Raw genomic sequence first — 12,840 nt, forward strand, 5'->3', positions numbered from 1 at the left:
CGTCGGCACCGGTGCCCGCCGCGCCGGCACCGTCGTCCGCCCCGTCGGGGACGGCGGGGCGGGCGCCGCGCTCCCGCTCGCCGGGGCCGGCCGGCGCGGGGAGGCGGGGCAGCGCGCCGGAGTTCTCCACGCTGCTCTGCCAGCGCAGCCCGTAGCCGATGCTGCGCTGCACCAGGTAGCCGAGGAGCCGGACCAGACGCCGCGGCTCACCCACGGCGGCGCGGACCTCGGGGTCGTTCTCCAGCAGGGCGTGGAGCAGATGGGCGGTGTCGGTCTGCCGGTCCCCGTCCCGGACGGCCCTCCGGCGGGCACCGGCTACCACCACTGCCAGCTCGGCACCGAGCCCGGCAGCGCCGTCCTGATACGGAACCGCCGCGTCCTGGGCGGTCCGGTGGGCTGTACAGGGTTGCACATCCCCTACCCCATCAGCCCCCAAGGGACGGGGCATCCACGAGGGGAACCATCTTCGCGTCCCACGCGGAGTGGACATCACCACCCCCGATTTCATCCCTACGGAGGAGATCTGGCCGATTTCCGACAGGAAGGGCGCGCCGCCTTGCCCCGCACCCGCGCCGCCGTCGGCGCTCCACGGCACCCGGCGCCACCATCGCCGGCACCTGACGGTTCATCAGTATGGAAAGTTCACGCCCCTACCGGCGCCGCGGTGTCGCTGATGGCGGGCAGGCTCAAGGACTCGGCCACGGCCGCGCTGCGCGAGTCACTGCGCGGGCTGGGCGACCTGGTGGCCTGAGGGCCCGGGGACGCGCGAGCGCCCCGCGCGGCACACACCCGGGGCGCCGGGGCCGCCGTACGGACCTCAGTGCTCGTCGGCCAGGATCAGGTACAGCTTCTTGCGGGCGTCGTTGACGACGGCAAGCGCCTTCTCGCGCTGTTCCTTGCTGCCGGTCTTCCAGACCTGGCCGAAGGCCTCCATCAGACCGAAGCCGGCCTGGCGGATCTCGCCGAGGGCCTCCCAGTCGACCCCGCGCGAGGCCTCCTCCCAGGGGGCGTCGGAGCCCTCCTCGGCGGCGGCGCGCCCGCTGTCGGTCAGCGCGAACAGCTTCTTGCCGCCCTCGCTCTCGCTGACGATCAGGCCCTCGTCCTCCAGCAGTTGGAGGGTGGGGTAGACCGAGCCGGGGCTGGGCTTCCAGGCGCCGCCGCTGCGTTCGGCGATCTCCTGGATCATCTCGTAGCCGTGCATGGACCGCTCCTTGAGCAGGGCCAGGATCGAGGCGCGCACGTCACCGCGCCGCGCCCGCCCGCGCGGACCGCCCCGCCCCCGGGGCCCCCAGGGACCCGGTCCGAAGCCGGGGCCGCCGGGCCCGAACGGGCCGAAGGCGGCCCGCCGCCCCTCGAAGCCGCCCATGCCACGGCGGCCGCCACCCTCATGCCGATGTCCACGCTCGAATCCGTGGGTACGCATCGCGATCACTCCATTCCATCGCTGATCTCGCGGATCTATCACGTAAGCATCGCGTATCGTTCGCGATGCTTCAACGATATATCGGAACCGATCGTCCGACAAGCTCCCCGACAAGCTCCTTCTCGAAACCTTGACCTGCGGTGAGGCGACTCCCCGTTCCAGGTTCCCGCCCCACAGGCACGGCCTACGGCAGGCAGCAGACGGCGCGCATGCGGCGCCGGGCGGGAAACAGTCCGGCACTCGCGAATTGGCCTTGGTCCGGCGACCGGCGCGGCCACTAGCGTCGGCGGCATGCGCATTCGAATCGTGGACGCCTTCACCGACCGCCCCTTCGCCGGCAACCCGGCCGGAGTCCTCCTCCTGGACGACGACTTCCCGGACGACGACTGGCTCCGAGACGTCGCCATGGAGGTCAACCACGCCGAGACGGCGTTCGCGCACCGGTTGCCCGAGGGCGGCGAGGCGGACTGGGCGCTGCGCTGGTTCACGCCCGTCACCGAGGTCGCCATGTGCGGCCACGCCACCCTCGCCACGGCCCACGTCCTGCACACCACCGGCGCCCACGAGGGGCCGGTGCGGTTCGCCACCCGCAGCGGCGTGCTGATCGCCACGCCCGCCGCGGACGGCTCGCTCACCCTCGACTTCCCGACCGCCCCGCTCACCCGGACCGCGATCCCGGCCGGGGTCGCCGGGGCGCTCGGCGCGGAGCCGGTCGCCGCCTTCGACACCGGGCCGAACGTCGGTGACCTGCTGGTGGAGCTGGCCGACGAGAAGACCGTGCGCGGCCTCTCCCCCGACCACAAGGCCCTGGGCGCCTACTCCGCGCGCGGCATCATCGCCACCGCCCGCGCCGAGGGCCCTGCCCGCGGCTACGACTACGTCTCCCGCTGCTTCTTCCCCAACGTCGGCATCGACGAGGACCCGGTGACCGGCAGCGCCCACACCGCGCTCGCCCCGCACTGGTCCGCCCGTCTCGGCCGCGACGACCTGACCGGCCTTCAGGCGTCGCGCCGCACCGGGCTGGTGCGGACCGCCCTGCGCGGTGAGCGCACTTGGCTCACCGGCCGCGCGGTCACCGTCATCGAGGGCGAACTGCGCGCCTGAGTCTCCGGCGGCCCTCAGGCCGTCGGCAGCCAGTCCACCCGGCCCGCGAGGAGCGCGTATCCCACGAACGCCCCGATGTCGAGCAGGGAATGGGCGACGACCAGCGGGCCGACCCGCCCCCAGCGGCGGTACAGCCAGACGAAGACCACGCCCATGACCATGTTGCCGAGGAAGCCGCCGATGCCCTGGTAGAGGTGGTAGGAACCGCGCAGGACGGCGCTCGCCACCAGCGCGGTCCCCGGCGACCAGCCCAACTGGCCCAGCCTGCGCAGCAGGTAACCGACGACGATGACCTCTTCGAGGATCGCGTTCTGGAGCGCGGACAGGACGAGCACCGGGTACTTCCACCACACGTCCGGCAGCGCCTCGGGCACGACGGTGAGGTTGAAGCCGAGGCCGCGGGCGGCGAGGTAGAAGGCGATACCGGTACTGCCGATCACGGCCGCGACGCCGGCGCCCCGGGCCAGGTCGGACCAGGGCCGGGTGCGGTCGAAACCCAGCGTCCGCAGGCTCTCGCCCTCGCGCAGCAGCAGGTGGGCGACGAGCGCCACGGGGACCAGCGCGGTGGCGATGCCGAAGAGCTGCCAGGCCAGGTCCAGCCAGGGACGGCCCGGGGCGGCCGAGGCGTTGAGGGTGGCCGCCTGGTCCTTGAGACCGCCCGGCTTGGTGACCGAGCCGATGAAACTGATCAGCGCGGAGACGCCGCTCGCCCCGAGTGAGAGCGCCAGCACGAGCAGCATCTCGTCCCGCAGCGTCCGCCGCGGGTCGCGCCCCCGCGGCGCGGAACCGGCCACCGAGTCAGCCTCCACCTGCACCCCTGCCTTCACCGGGCCCACGGGCCCATGGCCCGCCCTTGCCCGGAAAGGATCGCAGAACCGGTGGCGCCCCGCGCACCGGGCCGGGCCTGAGCGGAAACGGAGACGAAGACGCAGGCGCAGGCGCATACGCAGACGGGGGCTACGGCTGAGGCAGACCCCTCACCGCACGGGCCGGCGGCCCATACGACGCCCAGCCCACCGGCACCGGCACCGGTTTCCGACGCTCAGCCGCACAGACACCGGCACCGGCACCGGCACCGGCACCTGGTGACGACGTTCAGCCCGCCGGTACCGGCTCCGGCAGGCCCACCGGCCAGGTGTGTACCGGCTCGCCCCCGTGCATCAGCTCGGCGTAGCGGCGGGTCGTCGCCGCGAGGGCCGCCTCGCGGGACATACCCCGTTCCAGTGCGCGGTGGAAGGTGGCCGCCTGCCAGGACGCCCCGTTGACCCGGCGCCGGCAGCGCTCCTCGATCACGCCCAGGTAGAGATCGCGGTCGGCGGCCTCCACGCCCCACGCGTCCAGCCCGGCCGAGGCGAGCGGCAGCAGCTCGTCCCGCACCAGCGTGACCGCGTCGATCTCGCCCGTGCCGCCGTAGCGCCCGCGCCGGGGCCAGGTGAAGCGCGCGTCGATGCCGTGCCGGCACGCCGCGTCGAAGTTCGCCTCCGCCGCGGCGAACGGCAGCCGGGTCCACACCGGCCGCGAGTCCTCGGCGAGGGCGCGCACCAGGCCGTAGTAGAAGGCCGCGTTGGCGATCACGTCGGTGATGGTCGGCCCGGCCGGCAGCACCCGGTTCTCCACCCTGAGATGCGGGACGCCGTCCGCGATGCCGTACACCGGCCGGTTCCACCGGTAGATCGTGCCGTTGTGCAGCACCAGCTCGGAGAGTTTCGGCACGCCGCCGGCCTCGATGACCTCCAGCGGGTCCTCGTCGTCGCAGATCGGCAGCAGCGCCGGGAAGTAGCGCAGGTTCTCCTCGAACAGGTCCTGGGCCGAGGTCACCCACCGCTCGCCGAACCACGTCCGCGGCCGTACACCCTGGGCCTGGAGCTCGGGCGGCCTGGTGTCGGTGGACTGGAGGAACAGGGGCGGCCGGGACTCGCTCCACAGCTCGTGGCCGAAGAGGAACGGCGAATTGGCGCCGACGGCTATCTGTGCGGCGGACGCCGCCTGGGCCGCGTTCCACACGTCCGCGAACCGCGCCGGGGTGACCTGGAGGTGCAGCTGCACCGAGGTGCACGCGGCCTCGGGCACGATCGACTTCGACGTGCAGACGAGATGCTCCACGCCGTCGATGTCGAGCCGGAAGTCCTCCCCGCGCGCGGCGACGATCTGGTCGTTGAGGAGGGTGTAGCGGTCGACCTCGGAGAGGTTGGAGGAGACCAGGTCGTCGCGGTCGAGGGTGGGCAGGATGCCGATCATCACGATGCCCGCGTCCACCTCGCCGGCCTTGCGGTCGGCGTAGGCGAGCGAGGTGCGCAGTTCCTCGGCGAGCCGGTCGAAAACTCGGCCGCCCAATCGGTGGGGCGCTATGTTCACTTCCAGGTTGAACATGGCGAGTTCTGTTTGGAAGTCACGGCTCGCGATGCGCTCAAGTACCTGCCCGTTCAACATTTTCGGCATGCCGTCGGATCCGGCGAGATTCAATTCGATCTCGACTCCCAAGAGGTTCTTGCCACGGTCGAATCGCTTCTCCCGCAACAACCGCTCCAGCCCCGTCAGACACTTCTGAAGCTTTTCACGGTAGCGCTGGCGATCGGACAGGTCGAACTGCCCCGCCACGACCTTCTCCCCCATCGAAGTGTCCCTCCTCGGATGGGCGGGCCGATGATCCGGCCGCCGGGCTCTCCCGGGTCAGGGGGGATGATGCCCAGCGGAAGCGATCGATAACGTCCCGCGCGGGCCCGTCGCCCGCTACTCTTACGAATGTTCCCGGCGGCACATTCACGAGGCATGCCGCAGCTCGCACCATCGGGTGCCCCGAACGCCTCGTGAAAAACGCCGACGACAATCAGCCGACCGCTACCGGAGCGTACGGCGAGGTCAGCGGCGGGGGCCCGGTTCGGAAATCGGGATGAGTTCCGCAAATCGACGACGCATTTCGGTCTGGCCCCGGGAACCGGAATCGGCTAGCTGAAACAACTGCCGAACACACGTCGTATAAACTCCGTCCACAAGGCAGAAGGTGGCGCCCTCGGTCCTGGTTTCCGCGGAGTTCCCGTCGCCCTGGTTGACGGGCGGCGGACCGAGCCGCACCCTCGTTCCCACCGACCTGGGCCCCCACCTCTCCGGCCTTCCGTGAGCAGACAGCGCCGTCCGCCCCACCCTCCTCGCGCCGCCGCGCCTGTCGACTGAGAGGCGACCCACATGCCGCTGCACGTACCCCCTGCCCCCGCGCCCGCCCTGCGCTCCGTCCTCACCGCCCTCGGTTCCCCCACCGCGGTACGTGAGGCCCGCACCCCCGCCCTGCGTACCGCGCAGGGCCCAGTGACACCCGAACTCCCGTTGCCGGTACACGTGTTGGACCGCATCACCGCACAAGGTCTGTCCGCGACCAGACTGACCGGCTGGCGTTTCCTGATCCGGTGCGGTGATCGCGCGGTGGCCGCCGCCGACACCATGCTCACCCCCGACGGCTGGGCCTTCTCGCACTTCTTCGAAGGCCCCTACGTCGTCTCCACCGAGCGCGCCCTGCAACAGGCGGAGTCGCTGCAACAGCCGTACCAGGCAAGGCTGTTGTCGGTCCCCGGGCTCTACATGCTGACCTTGTGGCTGCACGGCGACTGCTCCGGAGACGGCACCGAGGGCCATCCGGCCGCCACCGACCTGCTCGTCCCGCTGGCGCCGGCCCCGCCCGGCATCCCGGCGCACCGGCCCTTCCCGGTCTCCGAGTTGCTTCCGGTGCTGACCCATCGGGCGACCCCTCTCCCACTGCTCGGCTCGCCCGTGCTCGGCTCGCCCGCCTGACCGACCCCCGCGTACCCCGCTTCGCGGCCCGGAAGCGGGGTACGACCGTCTTCCGAACGCCCACCGTGCGGACTAGGGGGTTTCGTTTGGATCAGGTCGGATCAGGCCGCGGCGTCCGGTGCGGTGCATCGCAAGGCGGAGGATCACCCGCGTACTGGGCGTACTCGGGTGCCCGCATCTGGTCACTGCGAACCACCCGAAGTGAACCTGTGGGAAGCGGTGCTGCGAAATCCCTGCGGAATGAGACGCGGGAGAGAACACTGGACGCAGACCGACTCTTACCACGGGGGACGGACATGATCACACCAGAGCGAAAGAACCCGCCCATGTGCCAGCACCAGCCACCGTGCCCGCCAGCCGAATCCGCCGACCGGGAGTCCGCCCGCCTCGTGGCGCACCACCCGGAGCAGGGCTGGAGCCTGCTGTGCAACGGCGTCCTGCTGTTCGAGGACACCGGTGAGCTGCTGCCCGACGGCCGCATCATCGCCCCGCACCGCCCGCTCGGCGTGGACGAGGTGATGACCGCCGCCTGAGCGGGGCACACGCCTGCGCAGGGCATACGCCCGAGCAGGGGCACAGTGTGACCCGAGGGGCCGGCCGCACCCACCCGGTGCGCACCGGCCCCGACACATGCCGGGGAGCACCCGTCCGGCACCACGCGTCCGGCGCGCGCCGACGAAGACGGAAGGGCGACGAGAGGACGACGATCCGGCTTCCGAAAGTTTCGGTCCCTCCACCGCGTCGCATTCGGTCGGGAGGGGTGCGTCAGGGCGTCGCGACCGGTGTGGTGGGCGCGTACTCGAACCAGTCGAAGGCCGCGCGGCCCTCGGTGACGTACATGCCGATGACACGGCCGGTGAAGCCGGCGGCCACCTGGGTGGAGAGATAGCGGCCGTCGAGCTCGGCGAGCCGGACGGTCCCCTCGGCGGTACCGGCGGAGAAGACGAGCAGATCGGGGCCGGGCCGCCGCGGTCCCGGCCGCCGCGTCGCGCGGATCTCCAGGGACAGGGTGACCGGACCGGCCGGCAGAGGCTGTTCGGCGACGCGCTGCCGCAGCGGGCCGATCCGCGCGATCACGGCCACCGAGCCCCCGTCCACCTCCAGGTCGTAGTGGTGGTCCTCGTCCAGGCGCACGGACAGCCCGGCCCGCCCCGCACCGGGCTCCAGCAGCGCCGCGACCCGGCAGTCGTGGTGCTGCTGGCGGCGGCCGACGAAGGTGTGCCCGGGCCGGTCGAGGCTGTCCCCGGTGGCGGTCAGGACGAGCCGGCCGGGCCGTTCGGTCAGCGACCAGCAGCCGTCGGGCCTGCGCCGCGGGGATATCCAGTGCGGCGCGAGCAACGGAGCGGTGAAGTCGTCCCGGGCGGGCGGCTGTTCGACGGGCGCCCAGGCGGCGGGAGCCGGGTGCCGCTCCCGTACCGGGCCCACCCGGGGCCAGCCGTCGGCCCACTCCACCGGCACCAGGAAGGTCTCCCGGCCGAGGACGTGGAACTCCGGGAACCAGCCCCGGGGCCGGGTACCGAGCAGCACCATCCACCAGGAGCCGTCGGCCGCCTCGACCAGGTCGCCGTGACCGGTGCACTGCACGGGAAGGTCGGTGCCGCGGTGGGTGAGCAGCGGGTTGCCGGGGGCGGGTTCCCAGGGACCGCGCGGCGAACGGGCGCGGGCGGCCGAGACACCGTGCCCCAGCGCCGTGCCGCCCTCGGCCAGCAGCAGGTACCACCAGTCGCCGATCCGGTACAGGTGCGGGGCCTCCGGGTCCCGCAGCCCGGTGCCGGACCACATCGGCAGCGGGCCCTCCAGCACCCGGCCGGTGCGCGGATCGATCCGGGCGACGGTGACCCCGGCCATGGCGCACCAGCAGTTGCCGTCGTCGTCCCACGCCAGGTCGGGGTCGATGCCGGGCAGGTCGATCCGGACCGGGTCGGACCAGGGGCCCTCGGGCCGGTCGGCGGTGACCAGGAAGGTGCCGCCGGCGCCCGCGACGGTGGTGACGACGTGGAAGCGCCCGTCGTGGTGGCGGATCGTCGGCGCGTAGACGCCCCCGGACGCCGGTACGTCGTCGGGCAGCGCCAACTGCCCGGGCCGGTCGAGGACGTTGCCGATCTGGCGCCAGTGCACCAGGTCCCGGCTGTGGAACAGCGGGACGCCGGGGAAGTACTCGAAGCTGGAACACACCAGGTAGTAGTCGTCCCCGGCCCGGCACACGCTGGGATCGGGGTGGAAGCCGGGGATGACGGGATTGTCGTAGGTCCGCACGCTCGCCCCCTGAGGCGCTCGAAAGATTCGACTGAAGGGCCGAATCTTACTGCCGACGGGGGGCCGACGGGCGGTCCGGAGCGCGGGTGCCGGCCGCCCGGCTGGTCGAATCGCCGGTGCGGGAGTGGGATGGAGTGAGGGAGGACCTGCACGCGGGCGCGCCTGGGGCCGGCACCCCGCCGGTGCCCGTGCGGAACGGTGGAGTCATGTCCAAGCACGACACCTCGGCGGTGGCCCGGGTGGTGGTCGGTGTGAGCGGCTCCCTGGGCAGCGTCACGGCCTTGCGGCGGGCCACCGTGCTGGCCCGCCGGCTGGGAGCGGAGCTGTGGCCGGTGCTGGCCTGGGAGCCGCCGGGCGGTGACTCCGCCGCGCGCCGCTCCCCCGCCGCCGGCGTGCCGGCGCAGGAGTGGCAGCGGCTGGCCAAGCAGCGGCTGGCCGCGGTACTGGACGAGATCTTCGGCGCGGCGCCGCCCGGGGTGCCGATGCGTCCCGTCGTGGTGCGCGGCGCCCCCGGCCGGGCGCTCATAAAAATCGCGGACCGGGAGAGCGACGTCCTGGTCGTGGGCGCGGGACGGCGCGGGCTCCGGCGCGCCTTCTCGGGCCGGGTCTCCCGGCACTGTCTGGCCCACGCGGTCTGTCCGGTCCTGGCGGTGCCGCCGTCCCCGCTCCAGTCCGACCTGCTGTCCGTCCACCGGCGCAACACGTGGCACCTGCGCATCGACACCCGCGACCTGTGAACGGCCCCGCCCCGGCGGAGCGCACCACGGTTCCGGGCCCCCGGAACCGCCCGCACCCCGCCCGCTCCGGCGTTCTGGTGCCGTCAAGAACCGGCCCCCGGTCGTCAGGGCGCCGTCAAGGGCGGGCGGAGGGGGCCGTAGGCGGTCTACCGTTTTTCCCATGGAGCACCGTGACGACACCCGCCCCCATGTGACCGGCTCGTACCCGTCCGGCACCGAGACCGTGGCCTATGACCGCGGCTGGGCCGGGGAGGCGCGCGGCGCGGTGCGCTGCGCCGCCGCGCTGTTCGGGCTGCTGCTGTGCTTCGACCGGGCGGCCGGCTCACTGACCTGGTGGCGCGGTGCCCTGTGGCTTCTGCTGGCCGTGCTGCTCTTCCTCGTGCTGTGCCCGGCGCGTGTGTCTGCGGGGCCGGGCTGGCTGGCCGGCCGCCGCCCGCTGCGCACCCGCCGGGTCCGCACCGATCTGCTGGTCGCGGTGCGCCCGGTGGACGGGGTCAGCCGGCGCCTGGTGCTGCGTGACGCCCTGGACCACCGGGTGGAGATCGACCCCGAGGTGCTGGTCCGCAATCCGGACCTGTGGTACCGGCTCGCCGAGGACGCCCGCCGTGCCGAGGCGGCCGGCTTCCTGCTGTCCGGCACGACCGAACTGCACCGCCTGGCCCGCCGTCTAGACCGGGAGACGGCACTCGGCGTCTTCCGGGCGTCCGGCATGGAGTGACCGGCTCGCCGGTGCACCCGCCCCCGCGTCCTCCGGGCGCGGGCACCGGGACCCGCAGGACGCGGCGGAGCACACCGGTCGCGGGCCGTGACACTGAGTGGCCGTCACCGTCCGAGCGCCCCGTCACCCTTCCTCCCTCACCCGTTCGGCCCCGCCCCCGGACCACCTCCCCTGCCTCGCCCTCTTCGTGCGCCCCCTCCACCGCGGCGGCCATTCTTAACGCAAGCTTGACGCCTACGGCCCCTTGATCCATGGGCCCCGACATAACGCTCCGCTTACGCTGGTGCCGCCGTCCGCGTGATGGCCGGAAAGAGCTGAGCCGCACGTCAGGAGCACGCCGATGGCGACGACCGAGCGCCCTCCCAGTACCAGCCGCCTGCGCGCCTGGATGCTGGAGGGCCTGTCCGACATGGGCAAGAGCGGTGGCCTGACCGGACCGCACGCGGAGCCGGAGCCCCCGCAGCACGGACAGCGCTGGTGGCGCGTGATGTGCCTGACGGGTGTCGACTACTTCTCCACCCTCGGCTACCAGCCCGGCATCGCGGCCCTGGCGGCCGGTCTGCTGTCACCGATCGCGACGCTCGTGCTCGTCGTCGTGACCCTGGCCGGTGCCCTGCCCGTCTACCGCCGGGTGGCCGAGGAGAGCCCGCACGGCGAGGGTTCCATCGCGATGCTGGAGCGACTGCTGTCGTTCTGGCAGGGCAAGCTCTTCGTCCTCACCCTGCTGGGTTTCGCGGCGACCGACTTCCTGATCACCATCACGCTCTCGGCGGCCGACGCCTCCACCCACCTGGTGGAGAACCCGCACCTCACCAGCTCCCTGCACGGCCACCAGATGGTGATCACCCTCTTCCTGGTGGCCCTGCTCGGCGCGGTGTTCCTCAAGGGCTTCCTGGAGGCGATCGGGGTCGCGGTCGCCCTCGTCGGCGTCTACCTGGCGCTCAATCTGGTCGTCGTGATCACCGGCCTCTGGCACGTCGTCACCGCCGGGCAGGTGGTCACCGACTGGACCACCGCCCTGACCGCGCAGCACGGGAACGTCTTCGTGATGATCGGCGTCGCGCTGATCGTCTTCCCGAAACTCGCCCTCGGTCTGTCCGGCTTCGAGACCGGCGTCGCCGTCATGCCGCACGTCCAGGGCGACCAGGGCGACACCGAGGAGCGGCCCGCCGGCCGGATCAGGGACACCAAGAAGCTCCTGACCACCGCCGCGCTGATCATGAGCTGCTTCCTGATCGCCACCAGCTTCATCACCACGCTGCTGATCCCGGAGAAGGAGTTCAAGCCGGGCGGCCAGGCCAACGGCCGCGCGCTCGCCTACCTCGCGCACGAGTACCTGGGCAGCGGCTTCGGCACGGTGTACGACGTCTCGACCATCGCCATCCTGTGGTTCGCGGGCGCCTCCGCCATGGCGGGCCTGCTCAACCTGATGCCGCGTTACCTGCCCCGCTACGGCATGGCCCCGCACTGGGCGCGGGCGGTGCGTCCGATGGTCATGGTCTTCACGCTGATCGCCTTCCTGGTGACCTGGATCTTCGACGCCAACGTCGACAAGCAGGGCAGCGCCTACGCCACCGGTGTGCTGGTGCTGATCAGCTCGGCCGCGATCGCCGTGACCATCGCCGCGCGCAAGGCGGAGCAGCGCGGCTGGACCCTCGCGTTCGGGGCGATAGCGGCGGTCTTCCTCTACACGACCGTGGTGAACGTCATCGAGCGCCCGGACGGCGTGAAGATCGGTGCCTGCTTCATCGCGGGCATCATCCTCGTCTCGCTGCTGTCCCGGCTGGCCCGCGCCTTCGAGCTGCGGGTGACGAGTGTGACGCTCGATCCGATGGCGGAACGTTTCATCCGGGACATGGCGAGCCGGAAGATGCGGTTCATCGCCAACCAGCCGGGCCACCGGGACAAGGCGGAGTACCGCGACAAGATCGAGCAGATCCGCGCCGACAACGACATGCCGGAGCAGGAGGACTTCGTCTTCGTCGAGGTCACGGTCACCGACCCCTCGGAGTTCGAGGCGGGGCTGACCGTGTGCGGCGAGGTGCTGCACGGCCGCTACCGGGTGCTCACGCTGGAGTCCGCGTCGATCCCGAACGCCCTCGCCGCGCTGCTGCTGCACGTCCGTGACGTCACGGGCTGCACCCCGCACATCTACTTCGAGTGGACCGAGGGCAGTCCGTTCGCCAACTTCCTCCGCTTCTTCCTCTTCGGGCAGGGCGAGGTCGCCCCGGTCACCCGTGAGGTGCTGCGCGAGGCGGAGCCGGACCGGTCCCGCCGGCCGCGGGTGCACACCGGCTGAGCGCGGGCACCGGTACGGCGGCCACGCCACCGCAGGCGCGGTCCGCCCCCGCCGGCGTCCTGTCGCGTTGTCCCCGGCGGGCGGCCCCAGGTCCACGGTGCCCCGCGCTTGGCCCTATCGTGACCGGCATGCAGTCCTACACGATCGGCCAGGCCGCGCGGCTGCTCGGCGTCAGCCCGGACACCGCCCGCCGCTGGGCCGACGCCGGCCGGGTGAGCACCCACCGCGACGATTCCGGGCGACGGCTCATCGACGGCAGGGACCTCGCCGCGTTCTCGGTCGAACTGGCCAAGGGCGGCGACGAGGAGACCTCGCACACCTCCGTCCGCAACGCCTTCCCCGGCATCGTCACCGCGATCAAACTCGGCGACGTCGCCGCCCAGGTGGAGATCCAGGCGGGCCCGCACCGGCTCGTCTCGCTGCTGACCCGGGAGGCCGTGGAGGAACTGGGCCTGGAGGTCGGCATGGAGGCCACCGCGCGCGTGAAGTCCACGAACGTGCACGTCGACCGCGTCTGACC

11 protein-coding genes and 2 pseudogenes are annotated in these 12,840 nt (G+C 72.4%); 8 read left to right on the forward strand and 5 right to left on the reverse strand.

Annotation, left to right across the window (positions count from 1 at the left end; genetic code table 11):
* Window positions 1-412: pseudogene (locus IF37_RS46160) on the reverse strand (peptidase); the annotation flags it as partial.
* 240 nt (window positions 413-652) lie between these two features.
* On the opposite strand from IF37_RS46160, the pseudogene IF37_RS46165 reads away from it, so the two are divergent.
* A pseudogene (locus IF37_RS46165) lies at window positions 653-751 on the forward strand (SRPBCC family protein); the annotation flags it as partial.
* Window positions 752-817: 66 nt separating this feature from the next.
* On the opposite strand, the gene IF37_RS0133100 reads toward IF37_RS46165, so the two are convergent.
* Window positions 818-1,423 carry a PadR family transcriptional regulator gene (locus tag IF37_RS0133100; protein WP_030751252.1) on the reverse strand — a complete coding sequence of 202 codons (606 nt, stop codon included), beginning with the start codon at window positions 1,421-1,423 and terminating at the stop codon, window positions 818-820.
* A gap of 291 nt (window positions 1,424-1,714) precedes the next feature.
* Between IF37_RS0133100 and IF37_RS0133105 the strand changes: the two genes are divergently transcribed.
* Complete coding sequence (locus tag IF37_RS0133105; RefSeq protein ID WP_030751255.1) at window positions 1,715-2,527, forward strand: PhzF family phenazine biosynthesis protein; 813 nt, start codon at window positions 1,715-1,717, stop codon at window positions 2,525-2,527.
* Between the two features lie 14 nt (window positions 2,528-2,541).
* Here the strand turns inward: IF37_RS0133105 and IF37_RS0133110 are convergent, their stop codons facing one another.
* Both IF37_RS0133110 and IF37_RS0133115 read right to left on the reverse strand, forming a co-directional pair.
* Window positions 2,542-3,342, reverse strand: a complete 801-nt coding sequence (locus tag IF37_RS0133110; protein ID WP_030751258.1) for a CPBP family intramembrane glutamic endopeptidase — start codon at window positions 3,340-3,342, stop codon at window positions 2,542-2,544.
* Window positions 3,343-3,622: 280 nt separating this feature from the next.
* Complete coding sequence (locus IF37_RS0133115; protein ID WP_030751261.1) at window positions 3,623-5,140, reverse strand: glutamate--cysteine ligase; 1,518 nt, start codon at window positions 5,138-5,140, stop codon at window positions 3,623-3,625.
* Between the two features lie 570 nt (window positions 5,141-5,710).
* Here IF37_RS0133115 and IF37_RS0133120 point away from each other — a divergent pair.
* Both IF37_RS0133120 and IF37_RS0133125 read left to right on the forward strand, forming a co-directional pair.
* Window positions 5,711-6,310, forward strand: coding sequence for a hypothetical protein (locus IF37_RS0133120; protein ID WP_030751264.1), 600 nt, complete (start codon window positions 5,711-5,713; stop codon window positions 6,308-6,310).
* A gap of 326 nt (window positions 6,311-6,636) precedes the next feature.
* Window positions 6,637-6,843 (forward strand): DUF5999 family protein, encoded by a 207-nt coding sequence (locus IF37_RS0133125; RefSeq protein WP_030751267.1) that lies wholly within the window; start codon window positions 6,637-6,639, stop codon window positions 6,841-6,843.
* Window positions 6,844-7,075: 232 nt separating this feature from the next.
* Here the strand turns inward: IF37_RS0133125 and IF37_RS0133130 are convergent, their stop codons facing one another.
* Window positions 7,076-8,566: a glycoside hydrolase family 43 protein gene (locus IF37_RS0133130; RefSeq protein WP_030751270.1), complete on the reverse strand. Its 1,491-nt coding sequence runs from the start codon at window positions 8,564-8,566 to the stop codon at window positions 7,076-7,078.
* Between the two features lie 206 nt (window positions 8,567-8,772).
* Here IF37_RS0133130 and IF37_RS0133135 point away from each other — a divergent pair, with 206 nt between their 5' ends.
* The 4 genes from IF37_RS0133135 (at window position 8,773) to IF37_RS0133150 (ending at window position 12,838) form a co-directional block, all read left to right on the forward strand.
* Window positions 8,773-9,303 carry a universal stress protein gene (locus IF37_RS0133135; RefSeq protein WP_030751273.1) on the forward strand — a complete coding sequence of 177 codons (531 nt, stop codon included), beginning with the start codon at window positions 8,773-8,775 and terminating at the stop codon, window positions 9,301-9,303.
* 160 nt (window positions 9,304-9,463) lie between these two features.
* Window positions 9,464-10,021, forward strand: a complete 558-nt coding sequence (locus tag IF37_RS0133140) for a hypothetical protein (protein WP_030751276.1) — start codon at window positions 9,464-9,466, stop codon at window positions 10,019-10,021.
* A gap of 340 nt (window positions 10,022-10,361) precedes the next feature.
* Window positions 10,362-12,320, forward strand: coding sequence for an APC family permease (locus tag IF37_RS0133145; protein ID WP_030751277.1), 1,959 nt, complete (start codon window positions 10,362-10,364; stop codon window positions 12,318-12,320).
* A gap of 128 nt (window positions 12,321-12,448) precedes the next feature.
* Window positions 12,449-12,838 carry a molybdopterin-binding protein gene (locus IF37_RS0133150; protein WP_030751280.1) on the forward strand — a complete coding sequence of 130 codons (390 nt, stop codon included), beginning with the start codon at window positions 12,449-12,451 and terminating at the stop codon, window positions 12,836-12,838.
* The last annotated feature ends 2 nt before the right edge of the window (window positions 12,839-12,840 follow it).

Origin of the sequence: Streptomyces sp. NRRL S-31 (assembly GCF_000718775.1) — a bacterium.
In the GTDB taxonomy this organism is placed as follows: Bacteria; Actinomycetota; Actinomycetes; order Streptomycetales; family Streptomycetaceae; genus Streptomyces.

Coding starts and splice junctions, on each gene's coding strand:
- IF37_RS0133100 (WP_030751252.1), bottom strand. CDS start 1,423: ATGCGTACCCACGGATTCGAGCGTGGACATCGGCATGAGGGTGGCGGC.
- IF37_RS0133105 (WP_030751255.1), top strand. CDS start 1,715: ATGCGCATTCGAATCGTGGACGCCTTCACCGACCGCCCCTTCGCCGGC.
- IF37_RS0133115 (WP_030751261.1), bottom strand. CDS start 5,140: ATGGGGGAGAAGGTCGTGGCGGGGCAGTTCGACCTGTCCGATCGCCAG.
- IF37_RS0133120 (WP_030751264.1), top strand. CDS start 5,711: ATGCCGCTGCACGTACCCCCTGCCCCCGCGCCCGCCCTGCGCTCCGTC.
- IF37_RS0133125 (WP_030751267.1), top strand. CDS start 6,637: ATGTGCCAGCACCAGCCACCGTGCCCGCCAGCCGAATCCGCCGACCGG.
- IF37_RS0133135 (WP_030751273.1), top strand. CDS start 8,773: ATGTCCAAGCACGACACCTCGGCGGTGGCCCGGGTGGTGGTCGGTGTG.
- IF37_RS0133140 (WP_030751276.1), top strand. CDS start 9,464: ATGGAGCACCGTGACGACACCCGCCCCCATGTGACCGGCTCGTACCCG.
- IF37_RS0133145 (WP_030751277.1), top strand. CDS start 10,362: ATGGCGACGACCGAGCGCCCTCCCAGTACCAGCCGCCTGCGCGCCTGG.
- IF37_RS0133150 (WP_030751280.1), top strand. CDS start 12,449: ATGCAGTCCTACACGATCGGCCAGGCCGCGCGGCTGCTCGGCGTCAGC.